This is a genomic window from Streptomyces sp. NPDC002088 (assembly GCF_040296605.1).
Classification (GTDB): domain Bacteria; phylum Actinomycetota; class Actinomycetes; order Streptomycetales; family Streptomycetaceae; genus Streptomyces.
The window spans coordinates 326897-344763 of sequence record NZ_JBEOXO010000007.1; the positions used below are offsets into that span (position 1 = coordinate 326897).

Consider the following 17867-nt stretch of genomic DNA (forward strand, 5'->3'; position numbering starts at 1 on the left):
TCAGGTCCGCTTGAGAGCCCGCACCGGCTCTCCGGGCTGCCAGACCTGGACGACCAGATGCGTGTCGTCCTCGACGTAGGTCCGTACGACCTCCGTCAGCTCGGTGCGGAAGAGGTGGAACGGCTGCGGCGGTTCCACCTCTTTCACATACGCGCCCTTCGTCGCGGGGTCGTCCACCTCGATCGCACGCCCGCTGATCCGCACGTCCCCGCCGCCCATCCCGGTGCCCTCCCCGGGGTTCGCCTGGAGCGCGAAGCGCGGGTCGCGGCGCAGGTCGAGCGCCTTGAGCGAGCCCGGCATCATGCCGAGCCACAGTTCGCCGTTCAGGAAGCGCACCTCGAGGCCACTGGTGCGCGGGGAGCCGTCCTTGCGCAGGGTCGCGAGAACGTGATGCGTGAAGGCGCCGAACCGCTCTTCTACGGTTCTGGCGAGATCAGGTTCCGCCGCGGAGAAATCTGCCCAGTTCATACACGCCAGTCTTCCCTGGATACCGGACACCCGCTGTCCGGTATCCGCGACACGGCCTCCGCGGTGCCGAATTTCTGCTGCGCACGTCTTCTTTGCACGACATCCCTGTTCTCCTGCGCTGACCGAGGGTAACTTCCGCCCCGTAAAGCAACTCAGTGCTGGAGGACCTATGCACGGGCCCACCCCGCCCCTGCCCCTGCCCACGGACCAGCTGCAGTTCGCGATGCCGCCGATGCACGACTCGCTCGACGACGAGCGCAGGCACCGCAAGGAGCGGCTGGCGGGTGCGCTGCGTATCTTCGGGCGGCTCGGCTTCGAGGACGGCGTCTCAGGGCACATCACCGCACGCGACCCCGAGTTCACCGACTGCTTCTGGGTCAACCCGTTCGGCATGCCGTTCAAGCACGTCACGGTGAGCGACCTGGTGCTGGCCAACGAGGACGGGCAGGTGATCGAGGGCCGCTACCACGTGAACCAGGCCGCGTTCACCGTGCACTCCCAGGTCCACGCCGCCCGCCCCGACGTCGTCGCCGTCGCCCACTGCCACTCGGTGCACGGCCGCGCCCTGTCGGCGCTCGGCGATCTCCTGGACCCGATCACTCAGGAGAGCTGCGCCTTCTACGAGGACCACGCCCTCTACGACGCCTACACCGGCGTCGCCGTCGACGCCGAGGAGGGCCGGCGCATCGCGGACGCGCTCGGCTCGCGCAAGGCACTCGTCCTGCGCAACCACGGCCTGCTGACCGTAGGCGACTCGGTGGACGCGGCGGCCTGGTGGTTCCTGTCGCTGGAACGGTCCTGCCAGGTGCAGCTGCTGGCGAAGGCGGCCGGCCGGCCGATGCCCATCGACCACAAGATGGCGGTGGCGACCCGGGAGCAGCTCGGCGGCGACCTGGTGGCCTGGATCAACTACCAGCCGATGTGGCAGGACATCAGCCGGAGCGAACCGGACCTGCTGAGCTAGCGATCCAGCTGGAACCCGCTGAGTACGGCCGCCTTCGTCATCGCGAACTCCTCGTCCGTGAGTACCCCGTCCCGGTGCAGCTCGCCCAGCTCCCGCAGACGACGCAGGAGCACGTCGTGGTGGTCGGCCTGGGGCGGGACGGCGGGCCCCGGATGCCGGGGGCGGCCGACGTGGCGGTCGGCAGGGCGGTCGGCGTACGCGCCGCCCGTGCGGGCGGAAGGGTGCGGCAGCCGGGCGGTGACCGCGGTCGCCACGAGCGCGGTGAGCAGGTCGCGGCGGGCGCTGCCCCACAGGTCCAGGGCGTACGGGTCCTTTTCGGTCGGCAGCTTGGAGAACGCCGTCTCGCGCGTGACGAAGCGCAGGAAGCCGTCCTCGTAACCGGAGTTGGGCAGCCACTCGACGTCGACGAGATCGCCGACGGCGATGATCCGCGGCCCGGTGGCCCGCTTGACCCGGTCGGAGGTGTCGGACCAGTCGATACGCACCTGGCTGCCGTCGAACGACACCGTCCCGTCGGAGGACCGCACCGAGACCGGAACCGGCGGTCCGGGCAGCAGATAGGCCTTGGTCGGCTCCTTGGGGACCTGATCGAGCAGCAGCGCGTGCCGGATCTCCTCGGCCACGTACTCGGCGACCCCGGAACGGTCGATGTCCACCACCAGCCGGTACGGATCCGCCGCATCAGGCAGCCGGCCCCCCGTCGCCTGGAGCAGCGGATCGGCCCCCTCGCGCAGCCGCATACGCAGCCGGCCGCGCTTGCGTTCCGGCTCGTAGACGACACCCGCGACCGCTTCGAGCGGCACGGCGACCTCCCCGTACGTCTGCCGGAACAGCGGCACGGAGCGGTGGAGTCCCGGCGTGATCCGGACCGTTGTGCCGTCGAAGGCCCAGGTCCCGTCACGCTGGATGATCTCGGCCATACGGAAATTCTCGCAGCCAGGTCAACACGGCCGACCGCGCTTCACCCGCCCTGACCAGACCTGCCGGACACACACCGTGTGCCGTAGGGCACAATTCGCTGACGTCGCGGGGGAGTTGTTCGAAGACCGGCGGCGGTGTCCGGGCTCTGCGGAGAGCCGCCGGTCGGTTGGTTGTGGTCGCGGGAAGGCGGGCGTCGGGCGTGGCGGTGCAGGAGGCGAGACAGGGCGCGGAAGCGGGCGCGCACGCGGGTGGCTGCACCTGCGGGGACTGCCCACACGGGGCCCGTGAGGGGCATCGGCGCGCGGTCGCCGAATTCCTGGTGAAGCGGGACGAGTTCGCCGCTGGGCAGGGCCTGCCGGCGGCCGTGGCGCACTCGGCCTCGGCCTCCCGCCAGTGGGTCTCGGAGGAGCTGACGCAGTCCGCGGAAGCCGTCGCCGAACGCGGCCGCGCCGAGGGCGGGGCCTGGCTGGCCCGGCTGTGGCGCCGCACCGCCTGCGCCGTGTGGGGGACGGTCGTCGCGCTGCTGCTGGCACAGTCGCTGACGGCGATCGGCGCGGGCTGGACTACGGCCCGCACGGCCGGGCTGCTGGCGGCACTGGTGGTGGCCGGTGCACTGACCGCCGCGTCGTGGTTCCACCGGGCACGCGGCGGGGCGCTGGCCCCCGTCATCGGCGACGACAACCGCCTGTCCACCTCACGTGCGGTGGCGGCGGCCTGGGTGCTGTTCGTGGCCTACGCCGTCCTCGTGCTGGTGGGCCGACTGGCCTCGGCCTCCGGCCACGCCGAGCGCGACGCGCTGATCTCCGGTTTCGAACTCGCCCGCGGGGCGGGTGTCGTGACCGTACTCGCCGTGGTGTGCGGGATCGCGGTACTGGTGCGCCGGGTCGTCGGGCTGCGGGTGCTGGGACAGAAGCTGCAGAAGGTGCGTGCGTATCGCCCACGCGCGGCCGACCTGCTGACCGACGACGCCGGGCGCGGCACCTTCGCCGACATCCAGTACGTCGTGATCAGTGCGGTCGCCCTGCTGTTCGCCGCGGTACGGCTGGCCCGCCGCCCCGACCAGCTGCCCGACCTGCCCTGGGGCCTCGCCGTGGTGGTCCTGGTGTCGGCCGCGACCTACCTGGCCGGCAAGTACGCCGAGGGCGGCCGCCCGGTGGTCCTCTCCGTCGTACGGTCCCGTGAGGCCGGCGACCTGGACGCCCCCATCCGCACGGGCGATGACATCGAGATCCGCGGGGCCGGCTTCGTACCGCCGGGCGCCCAGGGGGCCGACCGGCTGTCCCGGATGGTCGTCCGCATCGGCCCGGTCCACGTCCATGTCCCCCTGGTCCCGGTCACCGGCGGCTTCAGCAACCCCACGGACGCCCTCCTCACCGTCCCCGTCCCGGCGGACGTGGAACCGGGACGGGTGGAGGTACAGGTGGTCACCGCCGCCGGGGTGGAGACCAACCGGTACGAGATCGATGTGACGGACTGACGGACTGACGGACTGACGGACTGACGGACTGACGGACTGACGGACTGACGGACGGACTGACGGGCTGCCAGACAGGGGCGTCGGCCTGGCGGATGCGTCGGCCGGGTGTGCCGCTGGGGTGGAACCGGGGAATTGGCGGCGACGGGGTTGAGCGGGACGCCCGTTTCGTACGTATGGTCTGTCGAGGGGCCACGTCAGCGCGGCGAGAGGCGGCTACGAGCGATGACTCACGGCATTCGTACGGACACGCACTCCCCTTATTTCAACAGCGGCCGATCCTGGCGGGACACCGCCTCCCGCTATGCCCTGCTCCCACTCCGCGTCTTCCTCGGCGTCACCTTCATCTACGCCGGGCTCGACAAACTCACCGACAGCGCCTTCATGAAGGCCTCCGGCACGGGCTCGATCGGCGAAACGATGCGCGCCGTCCGCGACTCCTCGGCCATCCCGGCCCTGGTCGACCTTGCCCTGAAGAGCCCTGTCGGCTTCGGCTACACCATCGCCTTCGGTGAACTCGCCGTCGGCATCGGCACCCTGCTGGGCCTCCTGTCACGCCTCGCCGCGCTCGGCGGCGCGCTGATCTCCCTCAGCCTCTGGCTGACCGTGAGCTGGTCCACCGACCCCTACTACTTCGGCAACGACCTCGCCTACCTGATGGCCTGGCTGCCCCTGGTCCTCGCGGGCGCCCCCATGCTCTCCCTGGACGCCGCCCTACGCGCACGGCGGCGACGAGGTGGCGGGTACCTGTAGCCGGCGGTTTTCGGCGCCCGCCCGGTCAGACCGGAGCCTCCTGCTGTGTCTCCCCGCTGAGGCTCCGGTCCCGGCCACGGCGTCTGCGTATGCCCTTGGCCAGGACCCCGACGGCACCTGCCAGGCAGAGGCCGCCCACGACCAGCGGGATCATCACGAACCACGGGGTGTCCCAGAGCCCGCCCGCGTCACCGGCGTACACGGTGCCCGCGACGATCAGGAAGACCCCCGCGACCAGCTTCCCCGGCTGGAACTCATGACGCAGCACGCGTCACCTCCGCCTGTCCCACGCCCACCTGGAGATCCAGGTCGAGCGTGCCGGCATTCGTGCCGCCCGAGATCGGGGGCAGGGTCACCTGCTTGTGCTTGCCCGGTTCCACGTCCACGTCCTTCGCCTCGTCGCCCGGCAACTGAATGTCGCCCACCCCTACATCGATGTTCAGCTTCACGGTCACGTCCGGCGGCAGGATCACCCGCAGCCGGCCCACCCCGACACTGGCGTCCGTCGACACCGTCCGGCCCTTGGCCAGGTCCAGCCGGGACAGGTCCAGGGTCCCGACGCCGTTCCCGAGGTCGTACTTCTGTTTGACGTCCGCCACCGCGGCGGGCCGCCACGTCGTGCGTATCCAATGCGTGCCGATGTCCTTGGGGAGAGCCGTCGCCCCCGCGAGCAGGGCAGCCGTGACGATCGCCAGGAAGACCGACCCCGCCCCTGTACGGCCCAGGACCGCACTGACCGCGATGCCTACACCGAACACGAGGAGCGCACCGGCCAGTCCCGTCTGCAGACTCGTGCCGAGCGGCTGGTCCTGCCAGGTCAGGCCCGTGCCGAGACCAGCCGCGAGCAGGGCGAGCAGGAAGATCCAACCGCCGATCCAGCGGGGCCCGCGCGGCCTGGGCTGTCGGGCGCCCGGGGAGCGTATGTCGGCGTGGCTGCTTCCATGGGCGCCGAGGCTGATGTTGACGGCCGCCGCGATGTCGCGCTCGCGCGAGTCCCGGGGGCCCCAGAGATAGCCCGTGCCACCGACATGCGTTCCGTCCTTGACGATCGGGTCGCGCCACCAGGACGGGTAGGCGGTCGGGACCGGCGGCGCCTGGGCCTCCGGTGGTGCGTCGGCCACGGCCTGGGCGGCCAGCGGATCGGGGTCGGAGGCGCCGCGCCGCTGCGACCAGTACCCCGCACCCGCGAGGAGGAAGGAGAGGACGACGGCGAAGGCCAGCACACTGCCGTTGTTCAGCATCGACAGGAACACCCCGCAGCCGACCAGCGCGAACAGCACGGCAGCCAGCGCCTGGCCGTCGACACGGCCGGTCAGGAGCTTGCGTACCTCGTTCTCCTCCTCGTCCTCGTACGGGACGAGGAGCCAGGCGAAGCCGTAGAAGATCAGGCCGATGCCGCCGGTCGCGGCGAGCACCGCGAGCGTGATCCGGAAGATCACCGGATCCATGTCGAAGTGCCGCCCGAGCCCGGAGCACACCCCGGCGAGCGTCTTGTACTGCCGATCACGCCGGAATCCGTGGGGCGTCCCAGACGCCTCGGACTCCTCGGCTTCCGAGGGCTTTTCGGCGTCCGTGTTCTTCCCGGCTCCGCTGCCCGGAGTCGGTTCCTCGGCCCTCCCCGTCAAGCCGGCCATCACCGCCTCCTCGGCCACGCTCGTCCTTTCCCCCGCTCCTGCCTGCTCGCGTGCGCGCGGTTTCTCACCTGCGGTGGCCGTGTCGGCGTCCGTGCCGGACGAGGCGTTCTCGTCGGGCACGGCGTCCGCGGCGTGCTGGTGATCAGTCATGAGTCCATGGTGCCGGGCGAGCCGCCGCCGCGGCAGTCGGGATGACCCTGGCCCGCCCCTGATATCGGCCCTGAGCCGCGGCGGGGAAGCGTTCGACGGACCGCGAGCCGGAGAGACAGGACCGCGAGACGGCCTGCGAGATGGATTCGTGAGACGACGGAGCTGCGAGACGGCCCGCGAGACGGCCCCGGGGGTCCGGCCTGCCGGAGATCCGCGCCGGAGATCAGGGGAGTCTCGGGGCTCGACCCTGATGCCCTGGTCCGCCGTTCGTGTGACCATCATTGGCATGCCGGAAGCCGCAGCAGCGCCACTCGTCGAACCGCGGCCCCCGCGCAAGCTCTACCGCAGCAGCGACGGACGCTGGCTCGGAGGCGTGGCGCGGGGGCTCGCCGGGCATCTCGGACTGCCCGTGATCTGGGTGCGGCTCGTCTTCGTCGGCCTGTTGATGGCCGACGGCCTCGGCGCCCTGCTGTATGCCGCGTTCTGGTTCTTCGTCCCCCTCGGCGTGGGCGGCGTGGGCGGCCAGAAGCCCCCGTCCCTCGTCAGCGCCGAGACCTCGCCCGACGGCCGCCGCAGACTCATCGCCCGCAAGCCGGACAAGGGGCAGATCGTCGCTCTGCTGCTCATGGTCGCCGTGGCCATGGTCTTCGTCAGCAGTGTGAACCTGGGCAACGGCGCCAAGGCGTATCTCCTGCCGGCCGTCCTGGTCGGCGCGGGCGTCGCTCTTGTCTGGCGCCAGGCGGACAACGCCCGGCGGGCCCGCTGGGTCGAGGTCGGGCGCCGCCGGCGCACGCTGAGCCTGCTGCGTGCCGTGGGTGGTGTGCTGCTGGTCACCGCGGGCGTCTCGGGCATCTTCGTGCTCCAGGGCTCCGCCGCCCACCTCGGCTCGGTGCTCCAGGCGGCCCTCGCGGTCCTCGTCGGCATAACGCTCCTCGCGGGGCCCTACCTAGTCCGCATGACCCAGGATCTCTCCGAGGAGCGCCTGATGCGCATCCGCGCCCAGGAGCGTGCGGAGGTCGCCGCCCACGTCCACGACTCGGTGCTGCACACCCTGACCCTGATCCAGCGCAACGCGGAGAACGCGAGCGAGGTGCGCCGGCTCGCCCGCGCCCAGGAGCGCGATCTGCGCACCTGGCTCTACAAACCCGAGGGCACCGGCAAGGACGAGGCCGACGAGCCGACCACCCTCGCCGACGCGGTGCGGCGCAACGCCGCCGAGGTCGAGGACAAGCACGGCGTCCCCATCGAGGTGGTCGTCGTCGGCGACTGCCCGCTCGACGAGAGGACCGGCGCACAGATGCAGGCCGCGCGGGAAGCAATGGTGAACGCCGCCAAGTACGGTGGCGAGGGCGGCGCCGTACAGGTCTACGCCGAAGTCGAGGGAAAGACGGTCTTCGTGTCCGTCCGGGACCGCGGTCCCGGCTTCGACCTCGACTCGATACCCACCGACCGCATGGGCGTCAGAGAATCGATCATCGGCCGCATGGAGCGTCACGGCGGCACGGCCCGGCTGCGGGCGGTGCCGAGCGGCGGCACGGAGGTCGAGCTGGAGATGGAGAGGGCGGAGAAGACGTCATGAGCGACCCGACCGGGGCGAACGGTACCGCGGGGGCGGAACAGCAGGCGGCCGGGCGCCACGTGCGCGTGGTTCTCGTCGACGACCACCGCATGTTCCGTACAGGTGTACAGGCCGAGATCGGACGGACCGACGAGACCGGTGTCGAGGTCGTCGGCGAGGCCGCGGACGTCGACCAGGCGGTCACGGTCATCACCGCGACGCGGCCCGAGGTGGTCCTCCTCGACGTCCATCTCCCGGGCGGCGGCGGGGTCGAAGTGCTGCGCCGCTGCGCCCCGTTGATGACCGACGCCGAGCAGCCCGTCCGCTTCCTCGCCCTGTCCGTCTCGGACGCGGCGGAGGACGTGATCGGCGTGATCCGTGGCGGCGCGCGGGGATACGTGACGAAGACGATCACCGGCACCGACCTGGTCGACTCCGTCTTCCGTGTCCAGGAGGGCGACGCGGTCTTCTCCCCGCGACTGGCGGGCTTCGTCCTCGACGCCTTCGCCTCCACCGACGCCCCGCCGGTCGACGAGGACCTCGACCGCCTCACCCAGCGCGAACGCGAGGTGCTGCGGCTCATCGCTCGCGGTTACGCCTACAAGGAGATCGCCAAGCAACTCTTCATCTCGGTGAAGACGGTCGAGTCCCATGTCTCAGCCGTCCTCAGGAAGCTCCAGCTCTCCAACCGGCACGAGCTGACTCGGTGGGCGACGGCGCGCCGGCTGGTGTGAGCTGCGGGCGCCGGGGCCGCGGAGGTCGTCCCTAGCGGTGCCCCGGCGCCGGCGCCGGCCCCAGCACCCGCAGCGCCCACCGGTAATGCCGTACGGCCTTCACCACGCCGATCAGGCCCGTCAGCCACAGGATCGTGCCGATGCCCATCCCGAGTGCCACATCGTTGTAGGCCGAGCGGCCGGGCTCCGCGCCCGCCGAGGCCGCGAGGGACGCCCACAGGCCGGTCGCACAGACCGCGAGAGACGAGAGCAGCCAGAAGAGGCTCAGGCCGGGGGAGCGTAGACAGGCGTCCGTCGGCGGGTGGCTGTCCAGGGCGAGCCAGGCGTCGAGGAGTCGGCGTATCTGGCTGTCCCGGCGGATGGCGAGGGCGACGGCGATGACCGGCGGGGCGAGGGCGGCGAGGCCGAGGATCACGAACACGGGACCGAGGAGGAAACCCGTCGGGTCCTCCTCCTCGATCTGCTGGAGCGGCAGCACCAGCAGGGACCAGCCGATGATCGCCGCGAGCGCGAGGAGCCACAGCAGCAGCACCCGGTGCACACCGAGGCTGCGCCGCCTCAGTTCCTCCAGTGCCCGCCCCCGGTCGGCCAGCAGCGCTCCCCGGTCCGGCCAGGTCCGGACATGAGGTGGTGGCGGAGGCGGCGGCAGCATGGACCGGGACATCGGGACCCTCTCGGACGGCGCCGGGGCGGCGGCGGAACCGCGGACGGCGTACGGGCGGCCCACTGCCGCTTCGCGCGCCGACGCTACCGTGCCACCGCGCTCGTGCCAGTCCCGCGCCGCCCCGCCCGGCCTCATCAGGCCATCCCCGAGCGGCTCTTGCCCCCCCCTCAGCGCACCTTCTTGCCCTTCGAGCCCTTAACGCCCTTCATACCTTTTGTGCCTCTTGCGGCCACGTCACGCGACCCGCGTGGCCCCCGCGAACGGCATCTCGTCGATGGGCGCCAGCCGTACCGGTGCCGAGGGGTTCGGGGCGTGGATCATCTGTCCGTTGCCCACGTAGATGCCGACGTGAGTGATGCCCGAGTAGAAGAACACCAGGTCGCCCGGGAGTAGTTCGGAGCGGGAGACGCGGCGGCCCGCGTCGATCTGCGCGTACGTCGTGCGTGGCAGGGAGATGCCGGCGTCGCGGTACGCGGCCTGGGCGAGGCCCGAGCAGTCGAAGGCGTCCGGGCCGGTGGCGCCCCACACATAGGGGCTGCCGAGCTTCGAGTAGGCGTAGGAGACGGCCGCCGCCGCACGGGAGTTGGGCGCCGCGGCCGTCGCGGCCCCGGGCGCCTGAAGGCTGTCGCGTCCGGCCGCCGACGCCCGCGAGGCCCGGCCCGTGCCGTCGGCGCCGCCCAGTCGCGCGCGCTCCGCGGCCGTCAGCTGGGACAGCAGCTGACGTGCCGCGTCCAGCTTTCCGGTGATTGTCTGCTTGTGCCGCCGCAGCTCCGCCTGCCGCGATCTGAGCGAGGTCAGCTCGACGCGCGCGGCCCCGCGTAACTGCTCGATCTCCCGCAGCTGCTTGCGGACGCGCGCGACGGCGCCCGCCTGCCGGTCGCCGGCCCGTTCGGCGAGGGCGGCGCCCTCGAGGTACTGGTCGGGGTTGTCGGAGAGCGCGAGTTGCAGCGCGGGGTCCATGCCGCCGTCGCGGTACTGCGCGGCGGCGACCGAACCCAGCGCGTCCCGCGCCGCGTTGAGCCGCTCCTCCCGGCGGGCCGCCTCATCCTGCAGCGTCTCCAGCCGCTCCTCGGCCGCCTGCGCCTTCTCCTTGGCGCCGTTGTACTTCTCGGTGGCCGCCTCGGCCTCCTGGTACAGCTTGTCCACCTTGGCCTTGACCTGCGACGGTGTCAGATTCGGCTCGGCGTGTCCGGTCCCGTCGAAGGCCGTCGCGGTCGCCGCGCCCGCAAGGGCGAGCGTGGCGGCGGTACGGGCCGTATTGCCGCTGAGCGAGCGCTGACGGGGCTTGCGGTGCGCTGCCACGTGGACTTGCACGTCCTTTCGTACGACCGCCGGGTCCGTACGGCCGCCAAGCGGACGTACGGCCGCCCGGGAGAGCGGATGCATGGCCGCCCGGGGCGGTCTTCGCGTCCGGCGGCGGCCCGCACAGGGGGGAGAGGGCCGCCGCCGGACCTTCTCGGCGGTGGTGTCCGACTGCCGCCCCTGGCCCGGGCGGCGGTGGGGAGCCGGTCACCTGGGGGAGGACGCTAGGCCTGTCTGTGTCGGCTTGGTAACGCGATGTGCGGAACTGGCGCGAGCGGACCGAATGGTGACCTCAGGTGACCGTGATCCGCGCGCGGAGCCGTCAACTTCACGCAGTGTGATGACCGATGTCGGGATTCCTGGACACGTTCGGGTGACATGGTGCTATGGGGCGCATATATGCAGGCGCTGTCCTATGTGGTGGGCCGGTGTCGGAGGGCTCAAGCGGACCTGGTTAGGCTCCGGCCTCATGGACGTACTCATCCATCTCTTCGTCGGCCTGCACATCATCGGCATCGCCTCGCTCCTCGGCGGCTTCCTCACCCAGATGAAGGCGATGGGCCAGGGCACCGCCCGCTTCGTCCCCGCGATGCTGCACGGCGCGGCGACAATGCTGGTCACCGGCGTGATCCTGGTCGGCCTCGACCAGGCCGACGATCATCCGGTCAACAACATCAAGATCGGCGTGAAGCTGGCCCTGCTGATCGTGATCCTGGGCCTCGTCTACGTGAAGCGGGACGACGAGAAGGTGGACAAGGGCCTGTTCGGCCTGGTGGGCCTGCTGACCACGGCGAACATCTTCATCGCGGTGCTGTGGACGTGACATCGGCACGGACGGCCACCAAGGCCGCCCGGACCGCCGCCGCGGCGACCGCGAGCCACACGGCCACGGCGACCCACAGCAGCACCTCCCCGAGCCCCTTCAGCCATGGGACGCCGACGGCCGAGGCGACGGACAGCGTCGCCGCCGCCGTCACCCCCGTCGGGAACGCGGTCGACCACCGACGCACGTCGTAGCGCAGCCGTGGTCGCGGCCGCAGCAGCTCGGCCACCAGCAGGACGGCGTACCAGCACAGGGCGAGCACGAGCAGGGCGACGGTCACGGTGCGCAGGACGCCGAGGTTGTCGTCGTTCCACAGGTACAGGCTCGCGCTCTGGGCGGAGATCAGCTTCGCCCCCGCCAGCGCCGAGATGGCGAGCGCCCCGCCGGCCACCCACTGGTCGCCGGCCCCCTCGACGGTCTGGCGCAGGTCGAAGTAGGCCAGGGCGAAGCCGTAGAGCACGATCCCCAGCCAGAACAGCACCATCGCCGCGCGCGCGAGCCAGGCCGTCGACAGGGCCCCGGCGAGGGTGGCACCGAGCACCGCGAGCCCCTGCGTGGCGACGCACCCGAGGAACACCGTCCCCGGCATACGCCGCCGCCAGTGCCGTACGACGTCGACGAGCAGCACCGGCCACAGCACCACGGACAGCGCCAGCAGCGCCTCGGCGAGGGTGTGCCGGCCCAGTGCGGAGAAACGGGTGCCGAGCACGGTGGTGGCGGCGACCGAGGTGAGTGCGGCGGGCGTGCCCGCCCGGCGCACCCATTTCTCCCGTTCCCACAGCAGCTGCAGAGCGAAGTCCGCCGCCAGCGCCAGCCAGGCGGCGCAGGCGAGCACCAGGGCGATCCGGGACAGGACCTCGTACCCCGACAGCTGCAGACCGACGGACAGGATGCCGGTCGCGAGCACGGCGGCCCCGGCCGCCGGCGGACGCTGCGCCCACCAGGCGCGGGGAGAGGAGGAGCGGGGCATGGGCCGATGCTAAGGAGCACCGCGCGCGTTGCGAGCGGGGCACGCGCGCGGGCGCCCGAAAATACGCGCGGGCGCAGGCACAGCACCACGCTCCCTCAGGACCAGTGCTCCCCCACGCGCGCGTGCCGCACCGCAGTCGGCGGTCAGGCCGGACGCACCACGCTGTGGATCCCCGATTCGCCGTCGTAGTAGATCGACTCCTCGCGGACGTACGCGCCGGGCTTGGGGGCGTGGATCATCATGCCGTTGCCGATGTAGATGCCGACATGGCTGACGTCGTCGTAGAAGAAAACCAGGTCGCCCGGCTGCGCGTCGGCGAGGGAGACGGTGGTGCCGGCGTTCACCTGGTCGTAGGTGGTGCGCGGGAGGGTGACGCCGGCGGCCTTCCAGGCTGCCTGGGTGAGGCCGGAGCAGTCGTAGGAGTCGGGGCCCGTGGCGCCCCAGACATACGGCTTGCCGATCTGCGCGCGGGCGAAGGCGAGCGCCTTCTCGGCCTTGGTGGACGAGGTGGACGAGGAGGACGAGGAGGACGAGCCCGAGCTCGATGTCGTGCTCTCCGTAGCAGCAGCCGCAGCCGCCGCTGCTGCCTGCTGCTTCGCGAGCTCCGCCGCCTTGCGCGCGGCCTCCTCCTGCTTCTGCTTCTCGATCTCCGCCAGCCGGGCCTTCTCCTGGGCGGTCAGCTGCGACAGCAGCACGCGCGCGTCCGTGAGCTTCTCCTGCACGGTCGCCTTGGCTGTCTTGAGGTCGTCCTGCGAGTCGGTGAGCGTCTCGAGACTCTCGGTGGCCTCCCGGCGCTGCTTCATCGTCGCGGCCTGTTCGGTGACGTAGTCATCGACCGCGTCCTTCTGGCGCGAGGTCAGGCGACTCATCAGCTGGGCCTGGTCGAAGTAGTCCTGCGGCGAGTCCGCGAGCAGGAAGGTCGCGGTGTCGGCCGTGGTGGCGCCGGTCCGGTACTGCGCCGCGGCGAAGGAACCAAGCTCCTCGCGCGCTTCGTTGAGCTTCTGGGTGCGCTGGGCGACGTTGTCGAGGAGGGTGTCGACGCGCTTGCGCTGCTTCGCGGTCTTCTCCTTGGCCGCGTTGTAGTTCTCGGTCGCCGACTCGGCCTGGCGGTACAGGTCGTCGACCTTCTTCTCGACCTCTTCGAGGCTCGGCTTGCCGTCGTCGGCCGAGGGGCTGGCGTTGGCCGTCTGGGAGAGCAGGGCGACGGAGGTGAGGGCCGCCGTGGCGAGGGCGGGGGTTCGTATGCCGGCTACGCGCGTACCTGCGGGACGCGACTTGCGGTGCGACGCCAAGGGAGGCGACTCCTTCCACGCTCCGCCTACCGGGTTAGCTGTCGGGTTCGGGCGGATGGATCGGAAGGGTTGCCCTACGGCCTGTCTCCCATGGGGAGTCGGGCCGATTCACCCCGGGTCTCGGTTGGGTCCCCGGCTCCGGTCGCCGTGCGGGCGTACCGGACTCGGCGGAGGCCGCGCGGCCCGGCGACGTTCGCCGGTGGGGGTCGTGCGGCCTGCTCGGCACGGTAGCCAACTCGTGTGGCGCCTGTGAAGGTTGATGGGCGATATGCCCGATACATTTTCGTGACCTAAGGCCAGGGCATTGCTTGCCGTGGCCAATCTGGAGTGATCTGTGGTGACTTGTCCGGAGTGGTGACGTCCGCCCGCTTCGTCGCGCTAGCTTCCAGTCAGCCACGGTCGGGTGCCGTGGCGGGGGAGAGAGGTACGGCCATGAGGAAGCGCACAGCACTCGTCGTCGGCACGTCGGTCGCGCTCGCCGTCACCGCGGGCATCGCACCCGCGAGCGCCGCCGGCGCCACGGGCGGACACGCCGGCGCCAAGCCCGTGATCCGCGTCATCGCCAAGGGCCTCGACAACCCGCGCCAGCTCTCCTACGACGACGGGCACGTGTACGTCGCCGAAGCCGGCCGCGGCGGCAAGAAGTGCGTCGGCGCGGGAGAAGAAGGCCAAACCTGCGTCGGCCTCTCGTCCGCGGTCACCAAGATCTACTGGGACGGCGGCGCATGGCACCACTACCGGGTGGTGAAAGGGCTGCCGTCAGGCGCCGCACCGGACGGCGGCTTCGCGACCGGTGTGGACGGCGTCTCCGCGCTCGACGGCTGCGTCTGGGCCGTCGAGACCTACGCCCCGCCGGAGGCCGGCATTCCCACCGGACCGCCCTGGAACACGCTCGGGAAACTGCTCTCCGTCGACCATGGCACGGCACGGATCGCCGCGGACGTCACCGCCGTCGAACAGAAGTACAACCCGCACAAGGCGACGGTCGAATCCAACCCGTACGCCGTCCTCGCCCTCCCCGACGGCCGCAAGATCGTCGCCGACGCCGCCGGAAACGACCTGGTCGTGGTGGACCCGTCCGGAAAGGCCCGGCCCTTCACGGTCTTCCCCGACCACGACAGGCACCAGGCCGTCCCGACGTCCCTCGCGCTCGGCCCCGACGGCAAGCTCTACGTCGGCGAGCTGAACGGCGAGGCGGAGAAGCCCACCGCGCGCGTGTGGAAGGTCGACCCGCGGACCGGAAAGATCCTCGGCTGGAAGTCCGGCTTCGGCTCGATCACCGGGATCGCCTTCAACGACGACGGCGACCTGTACGTCAGCCAGCTCTTCGCGAGCAGGGTGACGAAGGTCTCGGGCGGCAAGCGTACGAACGTCCAGGTGCCCTTCCCGGCGGGCGTGGCCGTCGATCCGTACGACGGCAAGGTCTACGTCTCCGCCTGGTCGATCGCGGACCGCGACGGAACCGTCCTGGACGGCAGGAAGACGCCGGGCGGGCAGGTCTGGAAGATCCTCGGCTTCTGAGACCCGCGGTCCCCGGTCCCCGGCTCCCGATCCCCGTCACTCGATTCCGGGGATGTTCTCAGGGTGGCGGCGGGTTGTCGGTGGGGCGGCCTAGACTCGGAGAGCGATGAGCAGCCTCTTTGACGACAGCTTCCTGGCGGATCTCCAGGCCCCCCGGGCCCATGGGGAGGAACCCCCGCCTCCGCCCGAGGACGAGCACGTATCGGAGCCGATTCCGGACGACCTGTTCGGCGGGAAGTTCGACGTGCCGCCGGACCGGGACGCGTACTACCGCGACGGTGCCCCGCGCCCCGCGGTCGACCCGGCCGCCCTCCTGGAGGGGCTGAACGAGAACCAGCGTGCCGCCGTCGTCCACTCCGGCTCCCCACTGCTCATCGTGGCCGGCGCCGGCTCCGGCAAGACGCGCGTCCTCACCCACCGCATCGCCCACCTGCTCGGCGAGCGGAACGTGCATCCGGGCCAGATCCTCGCGATCACCTTCACCAACAAGGCCGCGGGCGAGATGAAGGAGCGCGTCGAGCACCTCGTCGGCCCGCGCGCGAACGCGATGTGGGTGATGACCTTCCACAGCGCGTGCGTGCGCATTCTGCGCCGCGAGAGCAAGAAGCTGGGCTTCACGTCCTCCTTCTCGATCTACGACGCCGCCGACTCCAAGCGTCTGATGGCCCTGGTCTGCCGCGACCTGGACCTCGATCCCAAGCGTTTCCCGCCGAAGTCCTTCAGCGCCAAGATCTCCAACCTGAAGAACGAGCTGATCGACGAGGAGGACTTCGCCGCCCAGGCCGCCGACGGCTTCGAGAAGACCCTCGCCCAGGCCTACGCCATGTACCAGTCGCGGCTGCGCGAGGCCAACGCCCTCGACTTCGACGACCTGATCATGACGACGGTCAACCTGCTGCGCGCGTTCCCGGACGTCGCCGAGCACTACCGCCGCCGCTTCCGCCATGTACTCGTCGACGAGTACCAGGACACGAACCACGCTCAGTACGCCCTGGTGCGTGAGCTCGTCGGCACGTCCGAACACCCCGTTGACGTGCCGCCCGCCGAGCACGACCTCCAGCCCGCCGAACTGTGCGTCGTGGGTGACGCCGACCAGTCGATCTACGCGTTCCGTGGCGCGACCATCCGCAACATCCTCCAGTTCGAGGAGGACTACCCGGACGCGACGACGATCCTGCTGGAGCAGAACTACCGCTCCACGCAGACCATCCTGAGCGCCGCCAACGCCGTCATCGAGCGCAACGAGTCCCGCCGTCCCAAGAACCTGTGGACCAACGCGGGCGCGGGCGCGAGCATCACCGGGTACGTCGCCGACACCGAGCACGACGAGGCGCAGTTCGTCGCCGACGAGATAGACCGCCTCACGGACGCGGGCCAGGCGAAGGCCGGTGACGTCGCCGTCTTCTACCGCACCAACGCCCAGTCCCGTGTCTTCGAGGAGATCTTCATCCGCGTCGGCCTGCCCTACAAGGTCGTCGGCGGCGTCCGCTTCTACGAGCGCAAGGAGGTCCGGGATGTCCTGGCCTACCTGCGCGTCCTGGCCAACCCGGAGGACTCGGTCCCGCTGCGGCGCATCCTCAACGTGCCCAAGCGCGGCATCGGCGAGCGCGCCGAGGCGATGATCGACGCCCTCTCCCAGCGCGAGAAGATCAGCTTCCCGCAGGCGCTGAAGCGCGTCGATGAGGCGTACGGCATGGCGGCGCGGTCGACGAACGCCGTCAAGCGGTTCAATACGCTGATGGAGGACCTCCGTACGATCGTCGATTCCGGCGCGGGCCCGGCGACCGTCCTCGAGGCGATCCTCGAACGTACCGGCTACCTCGCCGAGTTGCAGGCCTCCACCGACCCTCAGGACGAGACCCGCATCGAGAACCTCCAGGAACTCGCCGCGGTGGCCTTGGAGTTCGAGCAGGAGGCCGGCGAGGGCGAGACGCCGACCGGGCTCGCCGCCTTCCTGGAGCGGGTGGCCCTGGTCGCCGACTCCGACCAGATCCCCGACGAGGACGAGGACGGCTCCGGAGTCATCACGCTGATGACCCTGCACACCGCCAAGGGCCTGGAGTTCCCGGTCGTCTTCCTGACCGGCATGGAGGACGGCGTCTTCCCGCACATGCGCGCCCTCGGCCAGGCGAAGGAGCTGGAGGAGGAGCGCCGTCTGGCGTACGTTGGCATCACCCGCGCGCGTGAGCGGCTCTACCTCACGCGGTCGGCGATGCGCAGCGCCTGGGGGCAGCCGTCGTACAACCCGCCCTCCCGCTTCCTGGAGGAGATCCCGCCCGCTCACCTGGAGTGGAAGCGGACGGGCGCCACGGCGCCGGTGTCCTCGGGACCGGCCTCGGGGTTGGCGGCCTCGCTGTCGTCCTCGCGTTCGCGTTCGTCGGCGTCGGGCGCGTCCGGTTTCGCCACGCGCAGGGCCTCGGAGAAGCCGGTGGTGTCCCTGGCCGTCGGCGACCGGGTCACACACGACCAGTTCGGGCTCGGCACGGTCGTCGGGGTGAAGGGCACGGGCGGGAACGCCGAGGCGACGATCGACTTCGGGGACACGAAGCCGAAGCGGCTGCTGCTGCGATACGCGCCGGTGGAGAAGCTCTAGCGGTCATGAGTCGAGCCCCCGGCGCACATGCCGGGGGCTCCCTGGT

The 17867-nt window shown here is 71.1% G+C and carries 16 protein-coding genes and 1 riboswitch; of the genes, 8 read left to right on the top strand and 8 right to left on the bottom strand.

What is annotated here, in order from left to right:
* Positions 1-468 carry a pyridoxamine 5'-phosphate oxidase family protein gene (locus ABT114_RS18005; RefSeq protein WP_351143542.1) on the bottom strand — a complete coding sequence of 156 codons (468 nt, stop codon included), beginning with the start codon at positions 466-468 and terminating at the stop codon, positions 1-3.
* Positions 469-637: 169 nt separating this feature from the next.
* Here ABT114_RS18005 and ABT114_RS18010 point away from each other — a divergent pair, with 169 nt between their 5' ends.
* Positions 638-1432 carry a class II aldolase/adducin family protein gene (locus ABT114_RS18010; RefSeq protein ID WP_351143544.1) on the top strand — a complete coding sequence of 265 codons (795 nt, stop codon included), beginning with the start codon at positions 638-640 and terminating at the stop codon, positions 1430-1432.
* Here the strand turns inward: ABT114_RS18010 and ABT114_RS18015 are convergent.
* The gene (locus ABT114_RS18015) at positions 1429-2352 is read right to left on the bottom strand and encodes a DUF4429 domain-containing protein (protein ID WP_351143546.1); all 924 of its coding nucleotides are present in this window, start codon (positions 2350-2352) and stop codon (positions 1429-1431) included. The genes ABT114_RS18010 and ABT114_RS18015 overlap by 4 nt on opposite strands.
* A gap of 200 nt (positions 2353-2552) precedes the next feature.
* Here ABT114_RS18015 and ABT114_RS18020 point away from each other — a divergent pair, with 200 nt between their 5' ends.
* Positions 2553-3830, top strand: a complete 1278-nt coding sequence (locus ABT114_RS18020) for a hypothetical protein (RefSeq protein WP_351143548.1) — start codon at positions 2553-2555, stop codon at positions 3828-3830.
* Positions 3831-4052: 222 nt separating this feature from the next.
* Positions 4053-4580, top strand: coding sequence for a DoxX family protein (locus tag ABT114_RS18025; RefSeq protein WP_351143550.1), 528 nt, complete (start codon positions 4053-4055; stop codon positions 4578-4580).
* 25 nt (positions 4581-4605) lie between these two features.
* Here ABT114_RS18025 and ABT114_RS18030 read toward each other — a convergent pair whose 3' ends face one another.
* Both ABT114_RS18030 and ABT114_RS18035 read right to left on the bottom strand, forming a co-directional pair.
* Entirely contained in the window at positions 4606-4848 is a 243-nt protein-coding gene (locus tag ABT114_RS18030; protein ID WP_351143552.1) for a hypothetical protein, read from the bottom strand.
* Positions 4835-6364 carry a PspC domain-containing protein gene (locus tag ABT114_RS18035; RefSeq protein ID WP_351143554.1) on the bottom strand — a complete coding sequence of 510 codons (1530 nt, stop codon included), beginning with the start codon at positions 6362-6364 and terminating at the stop codon, positions 4835-4837. The genes ABT114_RS18030 and ABT114_RS18035 overlap by 14 nt, the downstream gene beginning before the upstream one ends.
* A gap of 250 nt (positions 6365-6614) precedes the next feature.
* Between ABT114_RS18035 and ABT114_RS18040 the strand changes: the two genes are divergently transcribed.
* Both ABT114_RS18040 and ABT114_RS18045 read left to right on the top strand, forming a co-directional pair.
* The gene (locus tag ABT114_RS18040; RefSeq protein ID WP_502988337.1) at positions 6615-7943 is read left to right on the top strand and encodes an ATP-binding protein; all 1329 of its coding nucleotides are present in this window, start codon (positions 6615-6617) and stop codon (positions 7941-7943) included.
* Positions 7940-8656, top strand: a complete 717-nt coding sequence (locus tag ABT114_RS18045) for a LuxR C-terminal-related transcriptional regulator (protein ID WP_351143558.1) — start codon at positions 7940-7942, stop codon at positions 8654-8656. The genes ABT114_RS18040 and ABT114_RS18045 overlap by 4 nt, the downstream gene beginning before the upstream one ends.
* 31 nt (positions 8657-8687) lie before the next feature.
* Here ABT114_RS18045 and ABT114_RS18050 read toward each other — a convergent pair whose 3' ends face one another.
* A complete protein-coding gene (locus ABT114_RS18050) occupies positions 8688-9455 on the bottom strand; it encodes a hypothetical protein (protein ID WP_351143560.1) in 768 nt (255 codons plus the stop codon).
* A 99-nt stretch (positions 9456-9554) separates the two neighbouring features.
* Positions 9555-10622, bottom strand: coding sequence for a C40 family peptidase (locus tag ABT114_RS18055; RefSeq protein ID WP_351143562.1), 1068 nt, complete (start codon positions 10620-10622; stop codon positions 9555-9557).
* 469 nt (positions 10623-11091) lie between these two features.
* Between ABT114_RS18055 and ABT114_RS18060 the strand changes: the two genes are divergently transcribed.
* A complete protein-coding gene (locus tag ABT114_RS18060; protein ID WP_351143564.1) occupies positions 11092-11445 on the top strand; it encodes a hypothetical protein in 354 nt (117 codons plus the stop codon).
* Here the strand turns inward: ABT114_RS18060 and ABT114_RS18065 are convergent.
* Together ABT114_RS18065 and ABT114_RS18070 are read right to left on the bottom strand one after the other, a co-directional pair.
* Complete coding sequence (locus tag ABT114_RS18065) at positions 11423-12415, bottom strand: tellurite resistance/C4-dicarboxylate transporter family protein (protein ID WP_351143566.1); 993 nt, start codon at positions 12413-12415, stop codon at positions 11423-11425. The two genes, ABT114_RS18060 and ABT114_RS18065, sit on opposite strands and share 23 nt — an antisense overlap.
* 143 nt (positions 12416-12558) lie before the next feature.
* Positions 12559-13707, bottom strand: a complete 1149-nt coding sequence (locus ABT114_RS18070) for a C40 family peptidase (RefSeq protein WP_351143568.1) — start codon at positions 13705-13707, stop codon at positions 12559-12561.
* A gap of 8 nt (positions 13708-13715) precedes the next feature.
* Positions 13716-13887: riboswitch (cyclic di-AMP (ydaO/yuaA leader) on the bottom strand.
* A 252-nt stretch (positions 13888-14139) separates the two neighbouring features.
* Here ABT114_RS18070 and ABT114_RS18075 point away from each other — a divergent pair.
* Positions 14140-15228, top strand: a complete 1089-nt coding sequence (locus ABT114_RS18075) for a ScyD/ScyE family protein (protein ID WP_351143570.1) — start codon at positions 14140-14142, stop codon at positions 15226-15228.
* A gap of 106 nt (positions 15229-15334) precedes the next feature.
* Positions 15335-17821: a DNA helicase PcrA gene (gene pcrA, locus ABT114_RS18080; RefSeq protein ID WP_351143572.1), complete on the top strand. Its 2487-nt coding sequence runs from the start codon at positions 15335-15337 to the stop codon at positions 17819-17821.
* Positions 17822-17867: the final 46 nt, after the last annotated feature.